The organism is Mycobacterium sp. E183 (assembly GCF_001667735.1).
Taxonomy (GTDB): domain Bacteria; phylum Actinomycetota; class Actinomycetes; order Mycobacteriales; family Mycobacteriaceae; genus Mycobacterium.
The window spans coordinates 51,968-78,296 of sequence record NZ_LZJN01000191.1 but is presented as its reverse complement, the minus strand read 5'-3'; the positions used below and the strand labels follow the sequence as shown (position 1 = coordinate 78,296).

The window sequence follows — 26,329 nt, the reverse complement described above, 5'->3', positions numbered from 1 at the left end:
AAGGAGCTCCCAGTGGCCATCGACATGGAAGCCATGCTCGCCAAGATCAAGGACCGCCAATGGGCGCTCGCCGACATCGATTGGGACGCGCCCGGCGCCGACACCATCCGGGAGGAATTCCGGCCCAAGCTCAAGGCTTTCATGGCCGACCTGTGCTGGATCGAGAACGTGGGCGCCCGCGGATTCGCGGCCCTGGCCAAGAAGGCGCCCAACCCGACACTGGCCGAGATCTACCGGTACTTCCACGCCGAGGAGCAACGGCACGCCAACGCCGAGATGGCGCTGATGAAGCGCTGGGGCATGCTCGACGACGGCGAAGTTCCCAAGCCGAACGTCAACATCCGGCTCGCCATCCAGTGGCTCGACGCCTACTCCGACGACATGCCGTTGTCCGTGCTGGGCACCGTGATACCGATGCTGGAGGTCGCCCTCGACGGCGCGTTGCTGAAGTTCTTGCTCGACACCGTTGCAGACCCGGTGTGCCATCAAGTCTTCGAGAAAATCAACAACGACGAATCACGCCACATCGCCGTCGATTTCGCGGTGCTCGACATGATCGGCCACGCGAGGGCCCGCAAACTTGCCATCGAATTCGTCGGGACAGTCGCGTCGCCGGGCGTGATCGTCGGCACCCTGATGTATATCCCGCTGCTCAATCGCGTCCGCAACGAGATGGCCGGCATGGGCATGGAGCCCGAGCGCCTCTACAACGCGGTCAAACGCTTCAAGCAGCTCGGCGAGCGGGGTGAGCGCACCTCGCGGGTGCCGGCATACCAACTGCTCAAGCGACACGCCGCGATGGTCGTCAACCCCGCCCACCCCTACCACCTGCTGGCCAATTCGATGGTGTGGCTGTCGGACCGCTATCCCAAGCCGTTGCTCAAACCCGTGCCCAGCTGGTTCAAGGAACTCACCTACCGGCCGGCCGCGTGATGATGGCCGCCGACCGCGCCCACGCGGTGCTCGTCATCGGAGCCGGCTTCACCGGACTGGGAGCGGCGATCCGGTTGGCCGACGCCGGGGTCGACGACGTCGTGATCCTGGAACGCGGCGACCGGGTGGGCGGAACCTGGCGCGACACCACCTATCCCGGCGCCAGCTGTGACGTGCCCTCGCTGCTGTATTCGTATTCGTTCGTCAAGAACCCGAGCTGGTCGCGGACGTACTCCCCCGCCCCGGAGATCTGCCGCCATCTCGAGGACATGGCGACCAGATTCGACATCCGTCGCCACATTCGATTCGGCCAGGAGGTCAGCGGTCTGGCCTTCGACGAGAACAGCGGGGTGTGGACGGCAACCACCAAAGGCCGCAAGCGATTCCGCGCGCGCACCGTCGTGCTGGCCTCCGGACCGCTGTCGGACGTCAGGTTCCCCGACATTCGCGGCCTGGACAGTTACCGCGGACACAAGATTCACAGCGCCCGCTGGGACCACGACTACGACTTCTCGGGCAAACGGGTCGCCGTCATCGGTACCGGCGCCAGCGCCATTCAGATCATCCCCGAGCTGGCGAAGCGGGCCGGGTTGGTCAAGGTGTTCCAACGCACGCCATGCTGGGTGTTGCCGCGCCTGGACGTCGCCACCCCGCCCGCCCTGCAGACCCTCTTCGCCAAAGTGCCCGCCGCCCAGCAACTTGCGCGGCAGGCGTTGTTCTGGGGCCACGAGGCCAGCGCCACGGCCCTGGTGTGGGACACGCCGCTGACCTCGTTGGCCGCCCGGCTGGGGCGGGCGCATCTGCGCGCTCAGGTGAGGGACCCGTGGCTGCGCCGCCAGCTGACGCCGGACTTCCGCCCGGGCTGCAAGCGCATGCTGGTCTCCAGCGACTACTACCCCGCCCTTCAGCGCGAGAACTGCAAGCTCATCGACTGGCCGATCGCCACCCTGAGCCCGGTCGGCATCCGCACCAGCGACGGCATCGAACATCACCTGGACTGCATCGTGTTCGCCACCGGCTACGACGTCCATCTGACCGGACCGCCCTTCCCGGTCACCGGCCTGCGCGGCCGCTCGCTGGGTGACGAATGGGCCGATGGCGCACAGGCTTACAAGAGCATCAGCGTGCACGGATATCCGAATCTGTTCGTCATGACCGGGCCCAACTCCGGGCCTGGCCACAACTCGCTGCTGGTCTACATCGAGGGTCAGCTCGAGTACGCGGTTCGCGGCATCACCGCCATTCTCGACAACGACCTGCGTTATCTCGATGTGCGCGAAGAGGTTCAGCGCCGCCACAACGACAGCCTGCAGCGCCGCCTCACGAAGACGACGTGGATGTCCGGTTGCCGCAGCTGGTACCTGACCAAGGACGGATACAACGGGTCGATGTACCCGGGTTTCGCGACGCAGTATCTTCGCCAGATGAAAGATTTCCGCTACGGGGACTACCAAGCGGTGGCGCGCGACTCCACGCCGCTTGCCGCCGCGTCGGGCTGACGCATGGCACCCGACCGTTCTTCGAGACCCGAACCCGGCACCATCGCCAGCGTGCTGCACAACGTGCGGCGCGCGCCGAGGCGCGTGCGGCGCCAGTCGCGGGAGTACCGGCAGTTGATCGAGACCGCGGTCTCACAACTGTTCGACGCAGCGGTCCGCCACCCGCAAGGTGCCCCCGCGTCCGGTGAGTACCGGATCGACGACCTGGCGCGGCTGGCCGGCACGACCACCCGCAACATCCGGGTCTACCGTGACCGCGGGCTGCTTCCTCCGCCGTTGCGCGTCGGGCGCATCGCCCTGTTCAACGACACGCACCTCACCCGCCTGCGGCTGATCACCTCGATGCTCGACCGCGGATACAACATCGCCCACGTGCGCGAAATGCTCAGCGCCTGGGAAGAAGGCAAGAACCTGGGCGACGTGCTGGGCCTCGAGACGGCGATCGTGGGCACCTGGACGACGGAGAAGCCTGAGACCATGCCGCTGGCCGATGCGCAGCGACTCGTTGACGACCCCGAAGCGTTCGACCGCCTGGTGGCGCTGCAGGTCATCCGGGTCGACGGGGCGAGAGCCACCGTCACCCGCCCCAAACTGATCGAGGCGTTCAACGAAATACGGGGCTACGGCGTCAAATTGGAGAAGCTCGTCGACTTACACGAGCAGATCGTGCCCGAAATAGACAAGATCAGCGACATGCTGGTGCGCGCCGGCGCCGAGCATGTCCTGGACCGCATCAAGCCGGGGGAACCCTTGCCGGCGGATGCCGAGATCGCCGAGCTGATCACCATGCTGGTGCGCTTCCGGACTCAGGCCGTGGCAACGGTCGCCGCCACGCTCGCGTCGTCGATCGAGTCGAATATCGAGTCACTGGTGAGCCGCATACTCGCCGATTACCTCGAGTCCAACGCGACCGCCGACTGGGCCTGAGCGGGGCCGGTCCCGGGGGTAAGCCCCCTGACCGTCGGTTTGCGGGTCGAATCGGAAACGCTACGCGATCAGTCGGGGCCGGTGAGCGAGAGGACGCGCCGTCGGCCCGCCCTGGCTCACCGGATCCCGCGCCTCTCGACGATTGGCAAAGCCGTAGATGATGCCCAACTGCGGGGTGGACACAGCCGCTAGCTTGCCGAGAAACAGAAACCAATCTTCCTTGAAGCGGTCGATACGTGCGCTAAGCATGGGACTTCCTGATCTTCACAATATGAGGGGCATGCAGGAATTCCCCGCCCAGCCGGGGTTCAAACTCCCCAATCAGGCGAAGCGCCGGAGTTCAGTCCTCAGCCAAGACGCGCTCGGAGGGCGCAGCGGCTTAGATCGCCCGCCCCCGGCGGAACTGACACATTTCGAGCGCAGCGAACGCTGCCGTCAGGCTGCTGGGACAGGAACCCCGCGCACCCGGACCTCGTCAGTGGCCGCTCAAGGTCAGCGTGCCTTCCGTTTGGAGCACCTTGCTGGCCGTGATTCGTTCGGTCTTGCGGGCCTCACGCTCGAGATAACGCTGCTTGGACTCCTCGAACTTGTCGGAGGCCTGCTCGAGCTCCTTGACCAACACGGCGAGATCGTCGCGCATCCGCGCGGCGTCGCCGGTGAAGTCTTCGCGTTCGAAGATGCGCCACTTCCTCAGCACGGGCATCACCACCTCGTCGAGGTGGATGCGCGGGTCGTAGACGCCGCCAACGGCGATGATCACCGCCTTACGCCGGAACTCCGGCACCGTGAATCCCGGCATCTTGAAGTTGCGCAGGATCTTGTGGACCGACTTCATCGCCTGGTTCGGGGCGATGTCCAGACCCGCCGCGCTGACGTCCCGGTAGAAGATCATGTGCAGGTTTTCGTCGTGCGAGACTCGGGCCATCAGCTGCTCGGCGATCGGTTCTTGCGAGGCCTTGCCGGTGTTGCGGTGGGAGACCCTGGTAGCCAGTTCCTGAAACGAGACGTACATGACCGAGTCGAACAGACTCTCGGCAAACATGTCGCCCTGCTGATTCTGTCCCGGGCTGAAGCCCCGAGTCATTTGCTCGAGCCGCAGCTGCTCGAGCGCCACCGGGTCGACGGCGCGGGTGACCACAAGGTAGTCGCGCAGCGCGGTGCTGTGCCGGGCCTCCTCGGCCGTCCACCTGTTGACCCACTGACCCCACGGGCCGTCCATGCTGAAGTTCATCGCGATCTCGCGGTGATAGGACGGCAAATTGTCCTCGGTCAGCAGGTTTTGCACCATCGCCACCTGCGCGACGTCGGGGAGCCGGCTCTGCCCGGGTTCCCAGTCCTGACCGTCCAGCGCGTAGAAGTTCTTGCCGTCCGACCACGGGACGTAGTCGTGGGGATTCCACTCCTTGAACATCGAAAGATGGCGGTTGAGCAGGCCCTCGACCACAGGCTCGAGCTCGTGTAGTAGCTGCAGATTAGTCAGGTCCTCGGACACGAAGCCCTCCAGTTATGTGTGCCGTCCAGTAACGCGCAATGTATCTGTGTCATTGGGTTACATAAAGATGACACGCGGGAAACTCGACCAACTAGGGCCAAAGGTCCCTACGCCGAGGGACGCCGCTCACAGCGCCCTCGACCGACCGGACGGGCTACTGCCGCGCAACCAGATAGGGCGCGAGTGTGGACAGCTTTTCGCAGGTCTCTTCGAATTCACGCTCGGGGGTGGACTCTTCGATGATGCCCGCCCCCGCGCGCAACCACGTCCTGCCATCGCGCTCGTATGCCGCCCGCAGCGTCAACGCCGCGTCCAGGCCGCCGTCGGCCGAAAACATCACGACCGCTCCGGAATACAGGCCGCGCGGACCCTCGTCGAGGCGCAGGATCGCTTCGACGCCGCCCGCTTTCGGGATGCCCGACGCGGTGACGGCCGGGAAGAGCGCTTCCAGCGCGTCCATCCGGTCGTTCGACGGGCCCAGTCGCCCGCTGACCGTGGAGCCCAGGTGCTGCACGCTGCCGCGTTCGCGCACCGTCATGAAGTCGGTGACCACCGCGCTACCGGGTTCGGCTATCTCGGTGATCTCCTGCAGCGAGCTGCGCACCGAGATCGCATGTTCGACAATTTCTTTGGAATTCGACTCCAGGTCGTCGCGGGCCTGCCGGTCGAGTGCCACACCGCGACCCAGCGCGCGGGTGCCCGCCAGGGGCTCGGTCAACACGATGCCGTCATCATGGACCGCCGCGACCAGCTCGGGGCTGTAACCGACAGCGCGAATTCCCCCCAGACGCAACAGGAATGACCGCACCGGGGTGTTGTGGCGGCGACCGAGCCGATAAGTCGACGGGAAGTCCAGGGGGAAAGGCACTTCCAGCGAACGGGACAGGATCACCTTGTGGTAGCGGCCCCCCGCGATCTCGCGGACGGCCGATGCCACCCGGTCGCGATAGTTGGACGGGTCGGCGATGACGTCGACGGGGCGCGCCTGGCGCACCTCGGGCATGCCGTCGCCCAACAGGCCGAGAACCATGTCGCGATGCGCCGCCGTCGCGCCCCAGAGCTGGACGTGCTCCCGGGTCACCACGATGCGAGTGCGCGGCCAGAACACGCGGGCCAGCGGGGTTCCCGGCGACAACCGTTGCTCCAGCCCGTACCGGTAGACGCCGAACTCGAAGGCGATCCAACCGAAGAGCTGGTCGGTCTCCAGCAACAGCCTGTCAATGGCTTCACCCAGGACCGGCCCGGGCCGCCCCGACCACCGTTGGCGCTGAGTCACGCCGTCCCGGACGACCCGCATCTCGTCGCTGTCCAGCTCGACCATCGCGCGCACGCCGCTGGCGAGTACCCATTGACCGCCGCGCTCGTAGACCAGGTACTCCTCGCCGGCTTGTTCGGGCAACCGCGTGGCGAGCTCGGCGGCCAGGTCGGCCGGGTGCACGTGTGCGGGAAGTGGAATCGGCGATGACGTGGAGCCGGCGGAACTCGTCTGAACGCTGACCTCGGTCACGGTTAGTAAATGTAGCCTAACCTATCTAAGGACGCGCAAGCTGTCCCAGCCGCGGCCCGGCATATTCGCTCCGTCCTGCCGAGAACTTCGTCAAGCCGGGGCGGCGGCCCGTCCCCGCTCGTGCCGCAACTCGATCCCACGCCGGCCCGCCGACTCTGCCAGTTAGCGCAGGTACACGGAACGCGACGACCCGCCCGGTCGGAGCCCTGCACGGCCCATGCGACGTGACCTCGCCTGAACTCCGGGCGAGATCGTGCGAACCCGCCGGCCGGGAGATTTAATGGGAGGCGGCAGGCCCCAGCGGCGTGAGTGAAGGAGTGGCGGTGAATTCCGGCGAGCACGATCGTGCCGATTCGAAAGCGACGTCATGTTCGTGATCCGGCTGGCGAACGGCGAAGAGATCCAGGGCAGCGAGAGTGACGGGCTTGAAATCAATCAAGAGACCGGCGTGCTCACAGTCTCGAGGGTCGACGGCTTCGAGGAAATCACCACCTATTACTCGCCGATGGCATGGCTGTCGGTGACACACCGCAAGAAGGGCGTCGGGGTCAGGCCCTCGGTAATTTCGTCGGCCCGCTGATTCCTGTGCTAGCCACACAGCAAATGCACAGCATATTCCCACCAAACCCACGCCTGCGGTGTCGGTGGCCCGCGGCCGGAAGGCAGTCGGCAGAAACCGTCTGAACAGCGCTTTTGCCCGTCATCGGCGCGTCGGCATCGATTCGACACGCCTGTACTTCATGCTTTGCATTCGAGTGGCGGTTTGACATCGCCGGGGATAAGTTTTCCACGGTCGTCGGGATGTTCGTGGTGGCTCCGCTTGCGGACGGTGCTTTCCCTGATCACCGCACTCATCGAGGAAGGCATCAAATGCTGCAAGAGTTTTGGCAGAACTTCACCCACAACCTGTTCAAGCCGCTCCTGCTGTTCTTCTACTTCGGCTTTCTCATTCCGATCCTGAAGGTGCGCTTCGAATTCCCCTACGTCATCTATCAGGGCTTGACCATGTACCTGCTGCTGGCCATTGGTTGGCACGGGGGTGAAGAGCTCGCGAAGATCAGCGCCGGCAGCATCGGGATGATCGTCGGCTTCATGGTTTTGGGATTCGTGCTGAACTTCGTAATCGGCGGCATCGCCTACCTGCTGCTGAACTGGCTGACCACCCTCCGGCGAGTCGACCGAGCGACCGTTGCCGGCTATTACGGGTCAGACTCAGCGGGAACGTTCGCCACCTGCGTGGCCGTGCTGACGGCCGTCGGCATGGCCTTCAACGCGTACATGCCGGTCATGTTGGCCGTCATGGAGATTCCCGGCTGTCTGGTGGCCCTGTATTTGGTGGCGCGGCTGCGTCACCGCGGGATGGACGCGGCGGGGAACATGGTCGACGAACCGGGCTACACAGCGCCGGTGCGGGTTTCGGTCGGGCCGGGCACCGCGGCCAAGCCACCGCACGGCCAGAGCCTGGCGGCCGAGCACGAGCGCGGCATCGAAGAGGAGCTGGAATTCTCCCTGGAAAAGCTCGACCACCCGGACTGGGAGCCCGACCAGAGCACTGCCGGCCCGGCGCGCAAGCGGGCGCCGATCTTCTCGCGGGAGCTGTTCCAAGAGGTGTTCCTCAACCCCGGACTTGTCCTGCTGATGGGGGGCATCATCATCGGCCTGGTCAGTGGGCTACAGGGGCAGAAGGTGGTCGCCGATGACGACAAGTTCTTCGTCATGGCGTTCCAGGGCGTGCTGTGTCTGTTCCTGCTCGAGATGGGCATGACGGCTTCCCGGAAGCTGAAGGACCTGCGCAGCGCCGGCCCCGGGTTCATCGTCTTCGGCCTGTTGGCCCCGAATATCTTTGCCCCGCTTGGCATCCTGGTCGCGCACATCTACTCGTCGCTCACCCACGCCGACTTCAAGCCCGGCACCTATGTGCTTTTCGCGGTGCTCTGTGGCGCCGCGTCCTACATCGCCGTCCCGGCGGTCCAGCGGCTCGCCATCCCGGAGGCCAGTCCCACCCTGCCGCTTGCCGCGTCGCTCGGCTTGACGTTCTCCTACAACGTCACCATCGGCATCCCGCTGTACATCGAGGTCAATCGGCTGATCGCCCACTGGTTCTAGTTTCGCCAACCACGCGGTCGCGCAGGCCGGTGAATCATGGTGGGCGACAGTTCGTTTGACGGGCCGCGCCAAGGTCCCAATCGGCCACTTGTTAATTGTTCGTAAAGACGCGATGGTCGGCTCGCTCAAGCCCGCGAGGTTCCACTAAGTTCAGGGGCGCCGCGAGTCGCCTGCTGCCACCCGCCGGGCTGTACTGCGTCGCCAGGAGGCGCCCATGCTTCAAGAGATGTGGCAGAACTTCATCCACAATCTGTTCAAGCCGCTGCTGCTGTTCTTCTACTTCGGTTTCCTCATTCCGATCCTGAGGGTGCGGTTCGAATTCCCGTACGTGATCTACCAGGGTTTGACGATGTATCTGCTGGTGGCCGTCGGCTGGCAGGGTGGCGAAGAGCTGGCGAAAGTGAAACCCGCCGATATCGACAACATCGCCGGATTCGTCGCGCTGGGCTTGGTGCTGAACTTCGTGATCGGAGTGCTCACCTATGTCTTGCTGAGGTACCTGACGCGGCTGCGACGCGTCGACAGGGCGACGGTCGCCGGTTACTACGGGTCGGACTCGGCGGGCGCCTTCGCCACCTGCGTGGCCGTGTTGACCAGCGTGAAGATCGCCTTCGACGCCTACATGCCGGTTCTACTCGCGTTCATGGAGATTCCCGGCTGCCTGGTTGCCCTATACCTGGTGGCCCGGCTGCGACACCGCGGGATGGACGAAGCCGGGTACATGCCGGACGAGCAGGGTTACACCGCCCCCGCAAGGGTAGGTCCCGGCGCTGCCGCCCAGGCCGAGGGCGTTGACGACGGGGTCGAGCGCGGAATCGAAGAGGAGCTGGAGTTCTCGCTGGAAAAGCAGGAGCACGCGTGGTACGGGAACACCCCGCAGCGCGAGAAGGCACCGCTGATGTCACGGGCGATATTGCAGGAAGTGTTCCTCAATCCCGGCCTCATCCTCCTCGTCGGCGGCATCGCCATCGGCTTCATCAGCGCGCTGCAGGGCCAGAAGGTTGTGCACGACCAAAACGAGCTCTTCGTTGCGGCGTTTCAGGGCGTGCTCTGCCTGTTTCTGCTCGAGATGGGCATGACGGCGTCCCGCAAATTACGGGATCTGAAGTTGGCCGGTGGCGGGTTCATCGCCTTCGGCCTGTTGGCGCCCAACCTGTTTGCGGCACTTGGCATCCTGGCCGCCTACGCCTACGCCAACCTGACCGACACGCACTTCCAGCCGGGCACCTACGTCTTGTTCGCGGTGCTGTGCAGTGCGGCGTCCTACATCACGCTGCCCGCGGTCCAGCGGCTGGGGATCCCAGAGGCGAGCCCAACCCTGCCGCTGGCGGCCGCGCTGGGTCTGACCTTCTCCTACACCGTCACGATCGGGATCCCGCTGTACATCGAGATCAATCGCGCAGTCGCGCATTGGTTCCCGAACAGCTGAGGACTACCCCAACACGGTGCGCACCACGGCGTCGGCCAGCAGGCGGCCGCGCGGCGTGAGGATGAAGCGATCTGCGTCGGACACCAGCAACCCGTCGGCGACCGCGCCTTCGGCCCGCGCCCCCTCGGCAGAATTCAGCACATCGCGCGGAAGGCCCTGTCGCAGACGAGTTTTCAGGAGTACGTCTTCGGTGTGCACGGCGTCGGAGTCGAGCCGCTCGAATCCCCCCACCGGTAATACGCCGGCGGCCAGCTTTTCCGCGTAGGCGTTGGGGTGCTTGACGTTCCACCACCGCGTGGCACCGACATAGCCATGGGCCCCCGGTCCGGCGCCCCACCACTGGCCACCATCCCAATAGCCGAGGTTGTGTCGGCATTCACCGCCCGGCCGCGCCCAATTGGACACCTCGTACCAAGACATTCCGGCTTCGGAAAGCCGGGCGTCGACCAGCTCGTAGCGGTGCGCCAGGATGTCGTCGTCGGGGGCGGCGAGCTCGCCGCGCCGGACCCGTCGGGCCAGCGCCGTGCCTTCCTCGACGACCAGGGCGTAGGCGGACACGTGATCGACGCCGGTGTCGATCGCCGTGTCGACCGAGCGCAGCAGATCGTCGTCGGATTCCCCCGGCGTTCCATAGATCAGATCGAGGCTGACGTGTTCGAAGCCGGCGTCCAAGGCCTCTCGGGCGGCCGCCGCCGATCGGTTCGGCGTGTGAATGCGGTCGAGAACCCCCAGCACTCGCGGGGACACCGACTGCATGCCGAGCGAAACCCGCGTGTAGCCGGCCGCGCGAATGGCGTCGAAAAAGTCCGGCCAGGCGGACTCCGGGTTGGCCTCGGTGGTGATCTCGGCATCGGGCGCCAGCGTGAAATGCTCGCGCACCATCTCCAGCACCGACGCCACGCGGGCGCCACCGAGCAGTGACGGCGTCCCTCCCCCGACGAACACCGTGGCCACGGTCGGCCCGGGCAGACGCTCTGCCGCCAGCTCCAACTCCGTCCGCAGCGCCGCAAGCCAGGCGTCGGGATTGACACCGCCCAACTCGGCCGGCGTGTAGGTGTTGAAATCGCAATAGCCGCAACGGGTTATGCAGAACGGGACGTGAATGTAGATCCCGAACGGCCGCTCGGGGACGGGCTGGAGGTCGGGCAGCTCGACGGCTTCCTCGCGAAGGGCCATGCCAAATCATCCCACGGTGTGCGGTACCCGGCCGCGGCGTCGATCCACAGTGCCCGCGCCGATGTCGGCCGCACACGCTTTTCCTGGGTTTTCTTACCCGCGCGACCAGCTTAATCGGGAATTCCGCTCATCGTGAGCCGATGTTTGACCTGGTTACATCGCCGGCTGACGGGCGTGGCACAATGGTGGCGTGACCGTCGCTCAGCCCAGCCTTCGCATTGCGCTCGTGGCTCGTCGGCACATTGATCTCAAGCGTGTTTGCAGCTGTTGCTGTCTCCCTTGATGTCGTAGACCCGCCCACCTGTACGTCCAGCTGGCATCGGATCTGCGCCGCCGATACCACCGGTGAGCTGCGCTTTCATGCCTGCGATGTTCGAAGGAGACCTCCGAGATGACCACAGCCCGTCCCGCCAAGCCCCGTAACGAGGGCCAGTGGGCGCTGGGAGATCGGGAACCGCTCAACCCCAACGAAGAGATGAAGCACGCCGGCGCCCCGCTCGAGGTGCGCGAACGCATCGAGAACATCTACGCGAAGGCCGGCTTCGACAGCATCGACAAGAGTGACCTGCGCGGCCGCTTCCGCTGGTGGGGGCTCTACACCCAGCGCGAACAGGGCTATGACGGCACCTTCACCGGTGACGAGAATGCCGATCTGCTGGAAGCCAAGTACTTCATGATGCGCGTGCGCTGCGACGGTGGTGCCCTGTCGGCCGCGGCGTTGCGCACGGTCGGCCAGATCTCGACGGAGTTCGGCCGCGACACCGCCGACATCTCCGACCGGCAGAACGTACAGATGCACTGGATCGAGGTCGAAAACGTCCCCGAAATCTGGCGGCGGCTCGCCGGGGTGGGACTGCAGACCGCCGAGGCGTGCGGTGACTGCCCCCGCGTGATCCTCGGTTCGCCGCTGGCCGGCGAGTCGCTCGACGAGGTGCTCGACCCGACCTGGGCGATCGACGAAATCGTGCGCCGCTACATCGGCACGCCGGACTTCGCCGACCTGCCGCGCAAGTACAAGACGGCGATTTCGGGTCTGCAGGATGTCGCGCACGAGATCAACGACATCGCCTTCATCGGCGTCAACCATCCCGAGCACGGGCCCGGCCTCGACCTGTGGGTCGGCGGTGGTCTGTCCACCAACCCGATGCTGGCCCAGCGGGTCGGCGTCTGGGTGCCGCTGAACGAGGTGCCCGAGGTCTGGGAGGCCGTGACGTCGATATTCCGCGACTACGGCTACCGCCGGCTGCGGTCGAAGGCCCGGCTGAAGTTCTTGATCAAGGACTGGGGCATCGAGAAATTCCGCGAGGTCCTCGAAACGGAGTACCTCAAACGGCCGCTGATCGACGGGCCGGCCCCCGAACCGCTCAAACATCCGATCGACCACATCGGGGTTCAGCGGCTCAAGAACGGGCTCAACGCGGTCGGGGCGGCGCCGATCGCGGGGCGGGTCTCGGGGTCCATCCTCTCTGCGGTGGCGGATCTGATGGACAAGGCGGGCTCGGACCGGGTGCGGTTCACCCCGTACCAGAAGCTGGTCATCCTCGACATCGCCGACGACAAACTCGACGAGGTGCTCGCCGGGCTGGAGGCGCTCGGGCTGCAGACCAGACCGTCCCATTGGCGCCGGAACCTGATGGCGTGCACAGGGATCGAGTACTGCAAGTTGTCGTTCGCCGAAACGCGCGGAAAGGCCCAGGTCTTGGTGCCGGAGCTGGAGCGCCGGCTCGAGGACATCAACTCCTCGCTCGACGTGCCGATCACGGTCAACATCAACGGTTGTCCGAACTCATGCGCCCGAATTCAAGTGGCCGATATCGGCTTCAAGGGCCAAATGGTGGACGACGGTCACGGGGGCTCGGTCGAGGGCTTTCAGGTGCACCTGGGCGGCAGCCTCGGGCTCGACAGCGGATTCGGGCGCAAGCTGCGCCAGCACAAGGTGACGAGCGACGAACTGGGCGACTACATCGACCGGGTGGTAAGGAACTTCATCAAACACCGCAGTGCGGGAGAACGGTTCGCGCAGTGGGCGATTCGGGCGGATGAGGACGATTTACGATGAGTGGACAAGCAACGAAACGAACCGAAGCAGAACTGCGCGACCTGGCGGCGCGGGGCGCCGCGGAACTCGAGGGCGCCAGCGCGATCGAGGTGTTGCAATGGGCCGACGAGACCTTCGGCGGGGTCAACGGGCCGCGCGGCTGGGCCACCTGCAACTACGTGCTCACCTCCAGCATGCAGGAGGCGGTGTTGATCGATCTTGCCGCCAAGGTTCGCCCGGGTGTGCCGGTGGTCTTCCTGGACACCGGCTACCACTTCGCCGAGACCATCGGAACCCGGGACGCGGTCGAATCGGTCTACGACATCCACGTTCTCAACATCACCCCCGAGCAGACGGTGGCCGAGCAGGACCAGTTGCTGGGGAAGAACCTGTTCGAGCGCGACCCGGGCGAGTGCTGCCGGCTGCGCAAAGTCGTGCCCCTGCGCCGCGTCCTGAGCGGATATTCCGCCTGGGTGACCGGGCTGCGCCGAAGCGAAGCGAAGACGCGCGCCAACGCCCCGGTGATCGGCTTCGACGAGGGCTTCAAGCTGGTGAAGATCAACCCGCTTGCGACGTGGACCGACGAGGACATGCAGAACTACATCGACGAGCACGGCGTGCTGGTGAATCCGCTTGTCTACGACGGGTATCCGTCGATCGGCTGCGAGCCCTGCACCGCCAAGCCGCTCGCCGGGGCCGACCCGCGCAGTGGGCGTTGGCAGGGGCTGGCCAAGACCGAGTGCGGGCTGCACGCTTCCTGAGCGCGGCCTTGGGTCATGCCGACGTCAGCGTGGTCTGATTCTCACCGGCCCGGCCGGAACGGCTGCCGCCGTCGCCGGCGTCCTCGGCGGGAAGGGACGGCATTCGGGTGGCGCGGACGTAGACGGTGTCGCCCTCGCGTAGGGCCAGGGCCTCGGCGTCGCCTCGGGTGATCTGAGCGGTGAAGTGTCCCCCGGTGGCGGCGCTGGTCAATTCGACTCGCACCTCGAAGCCCAGCACGACCACGCGATCGACCGTGGCGCGCACCACCCCGATCGACTCCGCGGTGCCGTCGCCGCCCGCGATGGCCATCTCGGGGTTGCGGCCCACCCGGATGTCATGCGGGCGAACCAGATTGCCGTTCAAGGTGGACACCGCCCCGAGAAACGACATGACGAAGGCCGTCGCCGGGGCGTCGTAGACCTCGGTCGGCGATCCCACCTGCTCGATGCGTCCGTGGTTCAGCACGGCGATTCGGTCGGCGACGTCGAGCGCCTCCGCCTGGTCGTGGGTGACCAGGACCGTGGTGACATGCACCTCGTCATGCAGGCGGCGCAGCCACGCGCGCAGGTCCTCCCGCACCTTGGCGTCCAGCGCCCCGAACGGCTCGTCGAGCAGCAGCACCTGGGGGTCGACCGCCAGCGCCCGCGCCAGCGCCATCCGCTGTCGCTGACCGCCGGACAGCTGATTGGGATAGCGGTTCTGAAAGCCGCTCAGCCCCACGACTTCCAGCAGATTGTCGACCTTGGCCTTGACCTCCGCCTTGGGACGCTTGCGGATCTTCAGCCCGTACGCCACGTTGTCGCGAACGGTCAGGTGCTTGAACGCCGCGTAGTGCTGGAACACAAACCCGATGCCCCGTCTCTGCGGCGGGATCCGCGTGACGTCATTGCCGTTGATAGTGATCGTTCCGCTGTCGGGCTGGTCGAGCCCGGCGATGGCGCGCAACAGGGTCGACTTGCCCGACCCGCTGGGACCCAACAGTGCCGTCAACGAGCCGGACGGTACGACGAAGTCGACGTTGTCGAGCGCCACGAAGTCGCCATAGCGCTTGTGGGCGTTCCGCACGATGATGGCGTGGTCGCGGTTGTGCTTGTCGGTCATCTACAAGTCTCCATATCGAGCCTATCTGTCCGCCCGTGCCCGGCGAAGGTCGAGAATTACCTGGAAGATCAGCACCAACACCGCAACGCCCATCAACAACGTCGACAGCGCGTACGCGCCGTACTCGGCCCCGCGGTTGTATCGATCCGAGACCAGCAATGTCAGCGTCTGGGACTTACCCGGCAAGTTCGACGACACGATGATGACGGCGCCGTATTCGCCGAGGGTGCGGGCGACGGTCAACACGATGCCGTAGGTCAAACCCCACCGGATGGATGGCAGGGTGATCCGCCAGAAGGTCTGCCACCAACCCGATCCCAGGGTCGCGGCGGCCTCTTCCTGGTCGGTGCCCAATTCGTGCAGCACCGGCTCCACCTCGCGCACGACGAACGGCAGGGTGACGAAGATGCTCGCGAGCACGATGCCGGGCAGCCCGAAGATGATCTTGAACCCGAGGTCCCTCTCGACGAATCCGAACGCGCCTGCCGATCCCCACAACAGAATCAGTGCGACGCCCACGATGACGGGCGACACCGCGAACGGCAGATCGATGACGGCCTGCAACACGCCCTTACCGCGAAAACGGTTGCGCGCCAACACTAAAGCGGTCGGGATGCCGAACACCACGTTGAGTGGCACTACGATCGCGACGACCAGCAACGTCAGGTTCAGCGCCGAGACCGCCGCGGGCGTGCTGACCCAGTCGAAGAACTGGCCGAAGCCCGGCCGGAAAGTCCGCCACAGGATCAGGGCCACCGGGACAACGAGCAACACGAAAACGTATGCCAGCGCCACGAATCGGATCAGGTAGCGAACCCCGCGCGACGACGTCACGGTGCCAGCTCCTCACGCTTGGCCGCGCGGCCGCCCACGATCCGCAGGATGAACAGCACGACAAACGAGATGGACAGCAGCACGATGGAGATGGCGGCGGCGCCGGTCCGGTCGTCGTTCTCGATCAGGGTCCGTATCCATTGCGACGACACTTCCGTCTTGCCCGGCACCGCTCCACCGATCAGCACCACCGAACCGAATTCGCCGATCGCACGCGAAAACGCCAGCCCCGCACCGGACAGCAACGACGGCGTCAGCGACGGCAACAGCACGGAAGTGAAAATCTTTGGGCCACTGGCGCCCAGCGACGCCGCCGCCTCCTCGGTCTCCCGGTCGATTTCCAGCAGCACCGGCTGCACCGCGCGCACCACGAACGGCAGCGTGACGAAGGCCAGCGCCACCGCCACGCCCCACGCGGTGTGCTGCAGGTGCAACCCCACCGGACTGTTGTTGCCGTAGAGGGCCAGCATCACCAGGCTGGCGACGATGGTGGGCAGCGCGAACGGCAGGTCGATGATCGCGTCGACGAGCCGCTTGCCGACGAAGTCGTCGCGCACCAGCACCCAGGCGATCACCAGGCCGAACACCAGGTTGGCCACGGTGACCCCGGCGGAAATGGTCAGGGTCACCCGGAACGACTCCAGCGCCGCGTTGGAGCTGACGGCCAGCCAGAAGGCGTGCCAGCCGCCGCCGGCGGCCTGCCAGGCGATCGCGGCCAGCGGCAGCAGCACGATCACCGACAGCCACAGCGTCGCGACGCCGACGCGCAGCGACGTGGTGCCGCGGGCCCGCCGCGCCTTGACCGGCCCGCGCCCGGGGTAACCGGCGGGATCGCCGAGCTCGGGCCTGATCGCCTGGGGGTCGGGCGTGATCGCGGCCGTCATCCGGTGGCCTGCGTGTAGATCTTGGTGATGCTGCCGGTGCTCTTGTCGAAAAGCTGCGGGTCGACCGCGGTCCAGCCGCCGAGGTCGGCGATCGTCCACAGTTTCGCCGGGGCCGGAAACTGGGCGCGGAATTCGGCGGCGACGGCCGGGTCGACGGGCCGAAAACCGGCCTGTGCCCACACCTTCTGCGCGGCGGCCGTGTACTGGAAGTTCTTGAAGGCGACCGCGGCGTCCAGGTGGGGACTGGTGGTGACCACCGCCACCGGGTTCTCGATCTTGAACGTCTGCGGCGGGTTGATGTGCTCGACCGGCTTGCCTGCGCGCTCGGTGGCGATCGCCTCGTTCTCGTAACTGATCAGCACGTCCCCACTGCCCTGGACGAAAACATCGGTGGCCTCCCTCCCCGAACCGGGACGCAGCTTGACGTGTTCATGCACCAACTTGCTGATGAACTCGACGCCGGCCTGGGCGTTGCTGCCCCCTTCGCTCTTGACCGCGTACGGCGCCAGCAGGTTCCATTTGGCCGATCCCGAACTAAGTGGGCTGGGCGTGATGACCTCCACCCCCGGCCGCAGCAGGTCGTCCCAGTCCCTGATGTTCTTCGGGTTGCCCTTGCGCACCACCAGGGTGACGACCGAACCGAACGGAATTCCCTTGGTGGCGTCGGTATTCCAGTCTTTGGAGACCTTGCCCGCCTTCACCAATCGGGTGATGTCGGGTTCGACGGAGAAATTCACGACGTCCGCGGGCTTGCCGTCGACGACTCCGCGCGATTGGTCGCCCGAGGCACCGTAGGAGGTGATCACCTGGACGCTCTTGCCCTCCTCGGCGGCGTTGAACGCCGGAATCACCTTGCTCCAGCCGGGTTCTGGGACCGAGTAGGCGACCAGAGTGATGCTCGTGCGCGCGTTGTTCGGGCCGCTCCCCCCCACGACGTCACTGGGCCCACCACTACACCCCGCGATGACCGCCACGACGAGGGCGAAGATGGTCGCCGGTCGCCAACGCCTTGCGATGTGGTTGGGCATTCGGGCCTTCCAGGACGGGGACTTACGGACGATTGTCCCGTTGCTGCGGAAAGGCGCCTTTAAACGGAGGGAGACCTCACGAACCCCATACCAGACCGCACACGGGTTTGGCAGTCAGCGACAACAGTGCACGAAGACATGGCGTTCCACACCGGATGTCACATGCATGGCGGGAAGCCTAACAGGAATCGGCATGCCCGCCACCGCTCGAGGGGCCGAGCCGGCAAACCGCGCTCAGTGCGTCAGCCACCACGCGACGATGACCAGCACCACGAGCGCGACCAGAATCAACGTCACGTGCGACCGAGGCATGCGGGTTACCCGGGCGCCTCACCGGCGTGGCGGGCCCGGCGCATCAGGGCGATGCTCTTGCCAAGCAGGCCGTCGAGCAGCCCCGCCGTGACCGCGGCCACGACGAGCACGACCGGCATCACCACCATGGCTTGCAGCACGAAAGCGAGCCCGGAAAGCCACAGCTCGTTGCCGTCCCACCAATTCAGGAACGCGGTCACGCGGCTCACCCTATTCGGCCGTGCAGTGGAATTCCAATGTGCCAAGATCGGCGCATGTCCGCCCCGCCACCCGCGCCCGGGGCGACGGCCTGCCTGATCGTCGGTGGCGGCCCGGCGGGGATGGTGCTGGGACTGCTGCTGGCCCGCGCCGGCGTTGACGTCACGGTGATGGAAAAGCACGCCGACTTCCTGCGCGACTTTCGCGGCGACACCGTGCACGCGAGCACGCTGCGCCTGCTCGACGAGCTGGGCTTGGGCGCGCGGTTCGCGCAGATCCCGCATCGCCTCATCGACACCGTCCGCATGGAGATACAGAACGAACCGGTGGCGCTCGACCTGACCCGCCTGCCCGGCGCCCACAAGCACATCGCCCTGGTGCCGCAATGGGACTTCCTGGAGTTGGTGGCCACCGCGGCCGAGGCCGAGCCGAGCTTCCGGCTGCTGCGCAGCACCGAGGTGACCGGCGTGATCCGGGACGGAGACCGGGTCGTCGGCGTCACTTACCGCAACCAGACCGGCGAGGTTGGGAGCATGCGCGCCGAGCTGACCGTCGCCTGCGACGGCCGCTCCTCCACGGTGCGTTCGGCGGTCGGCCTCGAACCGCACAGCTTCGGCGCGCCCATGGACGTGTGGTGGTTCCGGTTGCCCCGCCATCCCGGGGATCCGCGGGGGCTGGGCGGGGTGCTGCGAGCCGGGCACGCGGTCATCGTGATCGATCGCGGCGACTACTACCAGATCGCCTACATCATCCCGAAGGGAACCGACACCCAGCTGCGGGCCGAGGGCATCGAGGCGCTGCACCGGGTGCTGGTCGCCATGGTGCCCTGGCTGGGTGACCGCGTGCGGACGCTGACGTCATTCGACGACGTGAAACTGCTTGATGTGCAACTGAATCGGCTTCGCCGCTGGTATGCCGACGGCGTCCTGCTCATCGGCGACGCCGCGCACGCGATGTCGCCGGTCGGCGGGATCGGCATCAACCTCGCGGTGGCCGACGCGGTGGCCGCCGCCCGCATCCTGGCCGGCCCGCTGCGCACGGGTCGGGTGCCCGTCTGGCGGCTGGCCCGGGTGCAGGCGCGCCGCTGGCTGCCCACCGCGCTGCTGCAGGCCGCGCAACGGGGGATCCACGCCAACGTGATCGCCGCGGCGGTGGCCCGGAACGAGGACCGCGCGCCACCGGGCGTGCGGCTGGTGGGCCGCTCCACAGCCCTGCGGAGACTGCTCGGCTACCTCGTCGCAATCGGCCCGCTGCCCGAGCACGCCCCGAGGTTCGCCCGACGCCGCGGTTGACACAGAGTGACGCCACGTCGGCGAAAAAATGGACGGGGGACCGCTCCACAGATGATGATGTCGGGATGGTCCTGCACGCTCAGCCCGACGACCAGCCCGCCGACGCCATGCCCGAGGAGGCATTCGAAACGGCCCCGGCGACGTTGCCGTCACCCATCGACTTCAGCGCGCCGGCGCCCCTGGCTTCCAGCGGGGCACTACGGAACCCGTTTCCGCCGATCGCCGACTACGCGTTCCTGTCCGACTGGGAGACGACGTGCCTGATCTCGCCCGCCGGATCCGTCGAATGGCTGTGCGTGCCCCGGCCGGACTCCCCCAGCGTGTTCGGCGCGATCCTGGACCGCAGCGCCGGCCATTTCCGGCTCGGCCCCTACGGCGTCTCGGTGCCCTCGGCCCGCCGCTACCTGCCGGGCAGCCTGATCATGGAGACCACGTGGCAAACCCACACCGGGTGGCTGATCGTGCGCGACGCGCTGGTGATGGGGCCCTGGCACGACATCGAGCGCCGGTCGAGGACGCACCGCCGCACCCCGATGGACTGGGACGCCGAGCACATCCTGCTGCGCACGGTGCGCTGCGTCAGCGGCACGGTCGAGCTGATGATGAGCTGCGAGCCCGCGTTCGACTACCACCGCGTCGGCGCCACCTGGGAGTACTCGGCCAATGCGTACGGCGAGGCGGTGGCCCGGGCGACCAAGCAGCCCGACGCCCACCCGACACTGCGGCTCACCAGCAACCTGCGGATCGGGCTGGAGGGTCGCGAGGCGCGGGCGCGCACCCGGATGAAAGAGGGCGACGACGTGTTCGTCGCGCTGAGCTGGACAAAGCATCCGGCGCCGCAGACCTACGAAGAGGCCGCCGACAAGATGTGGCAGACCACCGAATGCTGGCGGCAGTGGATCAACATCGGCAACTTCCCTGACCACCCGTGGCGGGCGTACCTGCAGCGCAGCGCGCTCACGCTGAAGGGGCTGACCTACTCGCCGACCGGGGCGCTGCTGGCGGCCAGCACCACGTCGCTTCCGGAAACGCCTCAGGGCGAACGCAATTGGGACTACCGCTACGCGTGGGTGCGTGACTCGACGTTCGCGTTGTGGGGTCTCTACACGCTGGGACTGGACCGCGAGGCCGACGACTTCTTCGCGTTCATCGCCGACGTCTCCGGCGCCAACAGCAACGAACGGCACCCGCTGCAGGTGATGTACGGAGTGGGCGGCGAACGCAGCCTGGTGGAGGAGGAACTCCATCACCTGTCCGGCTACGACCATGCGCGCCCGGTGCGCATCGGCAACGGCGCCTACGACCAGGTGCAGCACGACATCTGGGGTTCCATCCTCGACTCCTTCTACCTGCACGCCAAGTCGCGCGAGCAGGTCCCCGAGACGCTGTGGCCGGTGCTCAAGAAGCAGGTCGAGGAGGCCATCAAGCACTGGCGAGAACCCGACCGGGGCATCTGGGAGGTCCGCGGCGAGCCGCAGCACTTCACCTCGTCGAAGGTGATGTGCTGGGTCGCGCTCGACCGCGGGGCGAAGCTGGCCGAGCGGCAGGGCGAGAAGAGCTACGCCCAGCAGTGGCGGGCGATCGCCGAGGAGATCAAGGAGGACATCCTGCAACACGGGGTGGACGCCCGCGGGGTGTTCACCCAGCGCTACGGCAGCGACGCGCTGGACGCCTCGCTGCTGCTCGTGGTGCTGACCCGCTTCCTGCCGCCGGACGATCCGCGGGTGCGCAACACCGTGCTGGCCATCGCCAACGAACTCACCTCGGAGGGCCTGGTGCTGCGCTACCGGGTGGAGGAGACCGACGACGGGTTGTCCGGCGAGGAGGGCACGTTCACGATCTGCTCGTTCTGGCTGGTGTCGGCCCTGGTGGAGATCGGCGAGGTGGCGCGGGCCAAGCGGTTGTGCGAGCGGCTGCTGTCCTATGCCAGCCCGTTGCACCTCTACGCCGAGGAGATCGAGCCACGGACCGGCCGGCACCTGGGCAACTTCCCGCAGGCGTTCACCCACCTGGCGCTGATCAACGCCGTGGTGCACGTGATCCGCGCCGAGGAGGAGGCCGACGGCTCCGGGATGTTCCAGCCCGCCAACGCGCCGATGTAGCGGCGATCGCGAGCGCGGCCGTCAGGCCGGGCGACGCGGGTCGCCGCCATCGGTACCGCGGCGATCGCGAGCGCGGCCGTCAGGCCGGGCGACGCGGGTCGCCGCCATCCGTACCGCGGCGATCGCGAGGGCGGCCGTCAGGCCGGGCGACGCGGGTCGCCGCCATCCGTACCGCGGCGATCGCGAGCGCGGCCGTCAGGCCGGGCGACGCGGGTCGCCGCCATCAACACCGCGGCGATCGCGAGCGCGGCCGTCAGGCCGGGCGACGCGGGTCGCCGCCATCCGTACCGCGAATCAGCTCAGCGCGCTCACCTTGTCTCGCATGACTTGGGCGATGTCGAGCGCCCTGGCGTTCGCGTCACGCGTGCCGTCTTGCAATGCGCTTGGTGCGTCGAAGAAGTCGACCTCGACTTCGATGAGGCAATTGTCCCGGACCCCGACAGCCCGCTCAGCGGGAAGCGCTGGCGGCGAAAACGACGGTGGCATGTTCCACTGTGTCGAAATAGTCGCGGCGACAACGGAACTCGCGCTTTGCACGTGACTGACTTTCACTTCCAGCGGCAGACTGCCGCCCGCAATGGGGACGGTCTTTCCGTCGCATTCTTGCCACCGCCTGGCGATCGTCGAAAACAGCGCGTAGGCCTGATCGGCCGTGGGCAGGCCGATGGCGGCCTCTTGCACGCGGATGACCGCCGCGCCGGACGGGGCAGTGGGCCGCCACGTAGTGAAGGCAACGGCTTTGACGTTCGCGGACCGATAGGCGCCCGCCCGCATCATCACTGCCACCCCGAGGCAGCTTTCGGACCCCTCCGACCGCACGCGACCCAACATCTCGGGTCCCCCGACAAACGGTGGGAAACCCGGGTCGAGTTCCACGGGCTCCCTGACAACGCGGGACAGCGCGCTCTTGCCGAGGAGCACCCGCTCGAGGGTGTGCCCGTCGAGGAATCGCGTCGTGAGGTTCGCCGGAGCCCGCGCCGCGCCACCGACGGTGGTGGAGCAGCCCGTGGCCGAGATCAGCACGACCAAAAGTGCTACGGCGTAACAACGTGCTCGCCGGCCGCCGCTTCTACCGGTCGCCACGGCGACAAACGCAGAAGGCGGCAATTCGCTACCGCAAATTCTTTCCATGCGCTTCTCGGCTACCTCCCACTTCACCCGAGCTTAGGCTCGACGGCGCGGCGAAGCCGTCGCCCACGCGTGAGCACAGCTCAACCCCCAGAGAAGTCCCAGGTTTGTGGCAGCTGCCGGTCAGCTCAGCCCGCTGACCTTGTCCATCATGGCGTGCGCGATGTCGATGGCGCTGCGGTGCACATCGCCGGAGCCCTCATCCGACGAGCGCGTCGAATTGAAGAACGCCACTTCGACTTCGACGAGGCAGTTCCCCCGCACGCCGATGGCGCGCGCCTCGGGCCTGGGCCCGCTCGACGGTATGCCGGGCAATTGGGTGTCGATCGAAACGGTCGCGGCCAGAACCGATTCGGAGACCCTTACCTCAGAGATGGTGTCCGAGAAGACGATCGCGGGGCGGTCGATGATGATGCTGGGACGTCCGATGGTCACGGTCGTGCCCTCACAGTCGCGCCACTGTTGTGCAAACTGTTGGAACAGCGCGGCGGCCCCGCCGGTGCTGGACAGCGCGACCACGCCCTCGGCGACGCTGATCACCTTCGCCGGTCCGCGCTGGTTCCACCACGTCTCCCGCGCGGCGTTCTTGACGTCGGCGGATCGGTACGCATCCTTCACCATCATCGAGGTGACACCGACGCAGTTGGCGGGCGAGGCCGCGCCGAAGGCCGGCTGCAGCACCTCGGGACCGCCGAACCGCGCCGGGAGTTCGTTCTTGCTCCCGAAGGACTGGCCCAGCAGCTTCGACAGCTCGGCGTCATCGAGGAGCACTTTCTTGACGGGTTGCCCAATCACCGGGCGCGGTTTCAGATTCGGCGCGGGCCGCGCGGTGCCGTCGACCGTGCAACCCGTCGCGAGCGCGACGGTCAACAGGCAGGCGAGGATCGTCCGGCGCATCGACATCAGTTGGTGCTCGAGACTTTTCGCAACATAGCCTGAACGACGTCGACAGCCCGCGTCCCGGCCGGCACGTGCGGCGCGACGGCGACCTTGACGTCGGCGATGACGTCGCCCGCGGTGCCCACCGCCCGCTCGTCCGGGGTTGGCGGGGTGTGATGGTTGTCCCACGCGATGACGGTGGCGGAAAGTACCGGCCCGTCGACTCGGACGTCGGTCACCTTCGAGTACAACTCGGTGGCGCTCTCATCGTGTGTGTACATGGTGACCGTGGTGTCCGTGCAGTTTTGCCATTGCTGCACGAAGGACGCGAAGAGTCGCTGCGCGTCGGACGCGGTCGCCAGCTCGATCGCCGCTGCCGTCGCGCTGGACACCTGCACGCCGGAGCCGTAATTCCAGTAGCGCTGCGTCGCGACGCGGCGCACCGGGCCGGTTTCGTAGACGAGGCGCATCGCCGGGTCGACGGCGCCGAGGCATTCGATGGGAGCGGCGCCGCCGGCGTCACGAATCCCGTTGGGCAGCACCTCGATACCACCCACCAGCGGCGGACTGTGGGGCGGCAGCTCGTTTCCCACGGCGGCGCTGACCTCCGCGTCGTCCGGTAGGACCTGTTCGAGCGGCAACGCGGACGCGCCGAGAGGGCCGGTGCGGGTTGGGGTTCCGGCCACTGTCGTGACGCATCCGGTGCCCAGCAGGCTGAGACCGACGACAGTGACGGCTCGCATCAGCAGCACGGCTACTTCTTGCCCTTGTCGCCACCGGTGTCGGTGGACAGCGCCGCCACGAAGGCTTCCTGCGGCACGTCCACCCGCCCGATGGTCTTCATCCGCTTCTTGCCTTCCTTCTGCTTTTCCAGCAGCTTGCGTTTGCGGGTGATGTCTCCGCCGTAGCACTTGGATAGCACATCCTTGCGGATTGCCCGGATATTCTCGCGCGCAATGATTTTCGAACCGATGGCCGCCTGCACCGGCACCTCGAACTGCTGGCGCGGAATCAGCTCCTTGAGCTTGGTGGTCATCTTGTTGCCGTAGGCCGAAGCGCCGTCCTTGTGCACGATCGCGCTGAACGCGTCGACGGCTTCGCCCTGCAGCAGGATGTCGACCTTGACCAGCTGGGCCTCCTGCTCGCCGGCCTCCTCGTAGTCCAGGCTGGCGTAGCCGCGGGTGCGCGACTTCAGCGAGTCGAAGAAGTCGAAGATGATCTCGCCGAGCGGCATCGTGTAGCGCAACTCGACCCGCTCGGGCGACAGGTAGTCCATGCCGCCCAGCTCGCCGCGGCGCGCCTGGCACAGCTCCATGATGGTGCCGATGAACTCGCTGGGCGCGATGATCGTGGTCTTGACGACCGGTTCGTAGACCGTGCGCACCTTGCCCTCGGGCCAGTCCGACGGGTTGGTCACCACGATCTCGGTGTCGTCCTCCTTGATCACCCGGTAGACGACGTTGGGCGACGTCGAGATCAGGTCCAGGTCGAATTCGCGCTCCAGGCGCTCGCGGGTGATCTCCATGTGCAGCAGGCCCAAAAACCCGCACCGGAAGCCGAAGCCCAGCGCCACCGACGTTTCCGGCTCGTAGGTCAGCGCCGCGTCGTTGAGCTGCAGCTTGTCCAGGGCGTCACGCAGAACGGGGTAATCGGAGCCGTCCACCGGATACAGGCCCGAGTAGACCATCGGCTTGGGTTCGCGGTATCCCGTCAGCGCCTCGGTGGCGCCGTGCCGGGCCGTCGTCACCGTGTCACCGACCTTGGACTGGCGGACGTCCTTCACGCCCGTGATCAGGTAGCCGACCTCGCCGACCCCCAGGCCCGCGCTGGCTTTCGGTTCGGGCGAGACGATGCCCACCTCGAGCAGCTCGTGGGTGGCGCCGGTGGACATCATCAGGATGCGCTCCCGCGGGACGATCTTGCCGTCCATCACCCGGACGTAGGTCACCACACCGCGGTAGATGTCGTAGACGGAGTCGAAGATCATCGCGCGGGTCGGCGCGTCGGCGTCGCCCTGCGGAGGCGGCACCTCGCGCACGACGTGGTCGAGCAGGTCGGCGACGCCCTCGCCGGTCTTGCCGGACACCCGCAGCACATCTCCGGGCTCACAGCCGATGATGTGGGCGATCTCGCCCGCGTAGCGGTCCGGGTCGGCGGCCGGCAGGTCGATCTTGTTGAGTACCGGGATGATGTGCAGGTCGCGGTCCAGCGCGAGGTACAGGTTGGCCAGCGTCTGCGCCTCGATGCCCTGGGCCGCGTCGACCAGCAGCACCGCACCCTCGCACGCCTCCAGTGCCCGCGACACCTCGTAGGTGAAGTCCACGTGCCCGGGGGTGTCGATCAGGTGCAGGACGTACTCTTCGTCGCCAACCTTCCAGGGCAACCGCACGTTCTGCGCCTTGATGGTGATCCCGCGCTCGCGCTCGATGTCCATCCGGTCCAGGTACTGCGCGCGCATCGATCGCTCGTCGACGACGCCGGTGAGCTGAAGCATCCGGTCCGCCAGCGTGGACTTGCCGTGATCGATGTGGGCGATGATGCAGAAGTTCCGAATCTGCGCCGGCGCGGTGAAGGTCTTGTCGGCGAAACTGCTGATGGGAATCTCCTGGTCTGGACATGCTCGCGGCGGCGTGAACGCCGGCTCAGTTGGTATGTCCAGGGTATCTAGGCGGGGTGCCCGAGACCTACTTGGACACAATCGC

General features: G+C 66.6%; 21 protein-coding genes and 2 pseudogenes. 11 read left to right on the top strand and 12 right to left on the bottom strand.

All coding sequences use genetic code 11. From position 1 onward, the window contains the following. Positions 1 to 12 precede the first annotated feature (12 nt). The 3 genes from A5691_RS23215 to A5691_RS23205 are packed head-to-tail and all read left to right on the top strand — an operon-like array spanning position 13 to position 3,359. Positions 13 to 933, top strand: a complete 921-nt coding sequence (locus tag A5691_RS23215; protein ID WP_067747569.1) for a reductase — start codon at positions 13 to 15, stop codon at positions 931 to 933. Next, positions 930 to 2,432, top strand: a complete 1,503-nt coding sequence (locus A5691_RS23210) for an NAD(P)/FAD-dependent oxidoreductase (RefSeq protein ID WP_067747567.1) — start codon at positions 930 to 932, stop codon at positions 2,430 to 2,432. Before A5691_RS23215 ends, A5691_RS23210 begins: the two co-directional genes overlap by 4 nt. Before the next feature lie 3 nt (positions 2,433 to 2,435). Further along, positions 2,436 to 3,359 carry a MerR family transcriptional regulator gene (locus A5691_RS23205; protein WP_067747565.1) on the top strand — a complete coding sequence of 308 codons (924 nt, stop codon included), beginning with the start codon at positions 2,436 to 2,438 and terminating at the stop codon, positions 3,357 to 3,359. A 475-nt stretch (positions 3,360 to 3,834) separates the two neighbouring features. Here the strand turns inward: A5691_RS23205 and A5691_RS23200 are convergent, their stop codons facing one another. Both A5691_RS23200 and A5691_RS23195 read right to left on the bottom strand, forming a co-directional pair. Then, positions 3,835 to 4,851, bottom strand: coding sequence for an acyl-ACP desaturase (locus A5691_RS23200; protein ID WP_067747563.1), 1,017 nt, complete (start codon positions 4,849 to 4,851; stop codon positions 3,835 to 3,837). A 154-nt stretch (positions 4,852 to 5,005) separates the two neighbouring features. Continuing rightward, complete coding sequence (locus tag A5691_RS23195; RefSeq protein WP_067747561.1) at positions 5,006 to 6,358, bottom strand: salicylate synthase; 1,353 nt, start codon at positions 6,356 to 6,358, stop codon at positions 5,006 to 5,008. Between the two features lie 367 nt (positions 6,359 to 6,725). Here A5691_RS23195 and A5691_RS23190 point away from each other — a divergent pair, with 367 nt between their 5' ends. The 3 genes from A5691_RS23190 to A5691_RS23180 all read left to right on the top strand — a co-directional run bounded on the left by A5691_RS23190 (position 6,726) and on the right by A5691_RS23180 (position 9,893). Next, positions 6,726 to 6,938 (top strand): hypothetical protein, encoded by a 213-nt coding sequence (locus tag A5691_RS23190; protein ID WP_067747559.1) that lies wholly within the window; start codon positions 6,726 to 6,728, stop codon positions 6,936 to 6,938. Positions 6,939 to 7,228: 290 nt separating this feature from the next. Beyond that, entirely contained in the window at positions 7,229 to 8,464 is a 1,236-nt protein-coding gene (locus A5691_RS23185) for a sodium-dependent bicarbonate transport family permease (protein ID WP_067747557.1), read from the top strand. Positions 8,465 to 8,678: 214 nt separating this feature from the next. Further along, on the top strand, positions 8,679 to 9,893 hold the full coding sequence (locus tag A5691_RS23180; protein ID WP_067747555.1) for a sodium-dependent bicarbonate transport family permease: 1,215 nt from the start codon (positions 8,679 to 8,681) through the stop codon (positions 9,891 to 9,893). A gap of 3 nt (positions 9,894 to 9,896) precedes the next feature. Here the strand turns inward: A5691_RS23180 and hemW are convergent, their stop codons facing one another. Beyond that, positions 9,897 to 11,069 (bottom strand): radical SAM family heme chaperone HemW, encoded by a 1,173-nt coding sequence (hemW, locus tag A5691_RS23175; RefSeq protein ID WP_068014846.1) that lies wholly within the window; start codon positions 11,067 to 11,069, stop codon positions 9,897 to 9,899. 190 nt (positions 11,070 to 11,259) lie between these two features. On the opposite strand from hemW, the gene A5691_RS29230 reads away from it, so the two are divergent. From A5691_RS29230 to A5691_RS23165, 3 genes are all read left to right on the top strand, one after another. Then, positions 11,260 to 11,352, top strand: a complete 93-nt coding sequence (locus A5691_RS29230; RefSeq protein WP_368664890.1) for an Ms4527A family Cys-rich leader peptide — start codon at positions 11,260 to 11,262, stop codon at positions 11,350 to 11,352. A gap of 108 nt (positions 11,353 to 11,460) precedes the next feature. After that, positions 11,461 to 13,128 carry a nitrite/sulfite reductase gene (locus A5691_RS23170; RefSeq protein ID WP_067747549.1) on the top strand — a complete coding sequence of 556 codons (1,668 nt, stop codon included), beginning with the start codon at positions 11,461 to 11,463 and terminating at the stop codon, positions 13,126 to 13,128. Further along, positions 13,125 to 13,868: a phosphoadenylyl-sulfate reductase gene (locus A5691_RS23165; RefSeq protein ID WP_067747547.1), complete on the top strand. Its 744-nt coding sequence runs from the start codon at positions 13,125 to 13,127 to the stop codon at positions 13,866 to 13,868. The genes A5691_RS23170 and A5691_RS23165 overlap by 4 nt, the downstream gene beginning before the upstream one ends. A 13-nt stretch (positions 13,869 to 13,881) precedes the next feature. Here the strand turns inward: A5691_RS23165 and A5691_RS23160 are convergent, their stop codons facing one another. From A5691_RS23160 to A5691_RS23140, 5 genes and pseudogenes are all read right to left on the bottom strand, one after another. Beyond that, complete coding sequence (locus A5691_RS23160) at positions 13,882 to 14,970, bottom strand: sulfate/molybdate ABC transporter ATP-binding protein (protein WP_068015747.1); 1,089 nt, start codon at positions 14,968 to 14,970, stop codon at positions 13,882 to 13,884. 21 nt (positions 14,971 to 14,991) lie between these two features. Next, positions 14,992 to 15,804, bottom strand: coding sequence for a sulfate ABC transporter permease subunit CysW (gene cysW, locus A5691_RS23155; protein WP_067785167.1), 813 nt, complete (start codon positions 15,802 to 15,804; stop codon positions 14,992 to 14,994). Continuing rightward, positions 15,801 to 16,636, bottom strand: a pseudogene (cysT, locus tag A5691_RS23150) (sulfate ABC transporter permease subunit CysT). The gene cysW and the pseudogene cysT overlap by 4 nt, the downstream one beginning before the upstream one ends. Positions 16,637 to 16,684: 48 nt before the next feature. After that, complete coding sequence (locus A5691_RS23145) at positions 16,685 to 17,716, bottom strand: sulfate ABC transporter substrate-binding protein (RefSeq protein WP_067747539.1); 1,032 nt, start codon at positions 17,714 to 17,716, stop codon at positions 16,685 to 16,687. 317 nt (positions 17,717 to 18,033) lie between these two features. Further along, positions 18,034 to 18,228: a hypothetical protein gene (locus A5691_RS23140; protein ID WP_066952819.1), complete on the bottom strand. Its 195-nt coding sequence runs from the start codon at positions 18,226 to 18,228 to the stop codon at positions 18,034 to 18,036. 54 nt (positions 18,229 to 18,282) lie between these two features. Between A5691_RS23140 and A5691_RS23135 the strand changes: the two genes are divergently transcribed. Both A5691_RS23135 and A5691_RS23130 read left to right on the top strand, forming a co-directional pair. Continuing rightward, positions 18,283 to 19,518: an FAD-dependent oxidoreductase gene (locus A5691_RS23135; protein WP_067747537.1), complete on the top strand. Its 1,236-nt coding sequence runs from the start codon at positions 18,283 to 18,285 to the stop codon at positions 19,516 to 19,518. A gap of 65 nt (positions 19,519 to 19,583) precedes the next feature. Then, positions 19,584 to 21,620: a glycoside hydrolase family 15 protein gene (locus tag A5691_RS23130; protein ID WP_067747535.1), complete on the top strand. Its 2,037-nt coding sequence runs from the start codon at positions 19,584 to 19,586 to the stop codon at positions 21,618 to 21,620. A gap of 294 nt (positions 21,621 to 21,914) precedes the next feature. Here A5691_RS23130 and A5691_RS23125 read toward each other — a convergent pair whose 3' ends face one another. The 4 genes and pseudogenes from A5691_RS23125 to lepA form a co-directional block, all read right to left on the bottom strand. Next, positions 21,915 to 22,751, bottom strand: a complete 837-nt coding sequence (locus A5691_RS23125) for a sensor domain-containing protein (protein WP_082950467.1) — start codon at positions 22,749 to 22,751, stop codon at positions 21,915 to 21,917. 120 nt (positions 22,752 to 22,871) lie between these two features. Beyond that, positions 22,872 to 23,651, bottom strand: coding sequence for a sensor domain-containing protein (locus A5691_RS23120; RefSeq protein WP_231978478.1), 780 nt, complete (start codon positions 23,649 to 23,651; stop codon positions 22,872 to 22,874). After that, positions 23,651 to 24,370, bottom strand: coding sequence for a sensor domain-containing protein (locus A5691_RS23115; protein WP_067785185.1), 720 nt, complete (start codon positions 24,368 to 24,370; stop codon positions 23,651 to 23,653). The genes A5691_RS23120 and A5691_RS23115 overlap by 1 nt, the downstream gene beginning before the upstream one ends. 11 nt (positions 24,371 to 24,381) lie before the next feature. Beyond that, positions 24,382 to 26,326 (bottom strand): annotated as a pseudogene (gene lepA, locus A5691_RS23110) (translation elongation factor 4). Between the last annotated feature and the right edge of the window lie 3 nt (positions 26,327 to 26,329).

Excerpts from the sequence above, each read along its gene's own strand:
- A5691_RS23165 (WP_067747547.1), top strand. The coding sequence starts at position 13,125 with ATGAGTGGACAAGCAACGAAACGAACCGAAGCAGAACTGCGCGACCTG.
- A5691_RS23190 (WP_067747559.1), top strand. The coding sequence starts at position 6,726 with ATGTTCGTGATCCGGCTGGCGAACGGCGAAGAGATCCAGGGCAGCGAG.
- A5691_RS23115 (WP_067785185.1), bottom strand. The coding sequence starts at position 24,370 with ATGCGAGCCGTCACTGTCGTCGGTCTCAGCCTGCTGGGCACCGGATGC.
- A5691_RS23135 (WP_067747537.1), top strand. The coding sequence starts at position 18,283 with ATGTCCGCCCCGCCACCCGCGCCCGGGGCGACGGCCTGCCTGATCGTC.
- A5691_RS23185 (WP_067747557.1), top strand. The coding sequence starts at position 7,229 with ATGCTGCAAGAGTTTTGGCAGAACTTCACCCACAACCTGTTCAAGCCG.
- A5691_RS23145 (WP_067747539.1), bottom strand. The coding sequence starts at position 17,716 with ATGCCCAACCACATCGCAAGGCGTTGGCGACCGGCGACCATCTTCGCC.
- A5691_RS23120 (WP_231978478.1), bottom strand. The coding sequence starts at position 23,651 with ATGTCGATGCGCCGGACGATCCTCGCCTGCCTGTTGACCGTCGCGCTC.
- A5691_RS23205 (WP_067747565.1), top strand. The coding sequence starts at position 2,436 with ATGGCACCCGACCGTTCTTCGAGACCCGAACCCGGCACCATCGCCAGC.
- A5691_RS23160 (WP_068015747.1), bottom strand. The coding sequence starts at position 14,970 with ATGACCGACAAGCACAACCGCGACCACGCCATCATCGTGCGGAACGCC.
- A5691_RS23125 (WP_082950467.1), bottom strand. The coding sequence starts at position 22,751 with ATGGAAAGAATTTGCGGTAGCGAATTGCCGCCTTCTGCGTTTGTCGCC.
- A5691_RS23170 (WP_067747549.1), top strand. The coding sequence starts at position 11,461 with ATGACCACAGCCCGTCCCGCCAAGCCCCGTAACGAGGGCCAGTGGGCG.
- hemW (WP_068014846.1), bottom strand. The coding sequence starts at position 11,069 with ATGGCCCTTCGCGAGGAAGCCGTCGAGCTGCCCGACCTCCAGCCCGTC.
- A5691_RS23180 (WP_067747555.1), top strand. The coding sequence starts at position 8,679 with ATGCTTCAAGAGATGTGGCAGAACTTCATCCACAATCTGTTCAAGCCG.
- A5691_RS23130 (WP_067747535.1), top strand. The coding sequence starts at position 19,584 with ATGGTCCTGCACGCTCAGCCCGACGACCAGCCCGCCGACGCCATGCCC.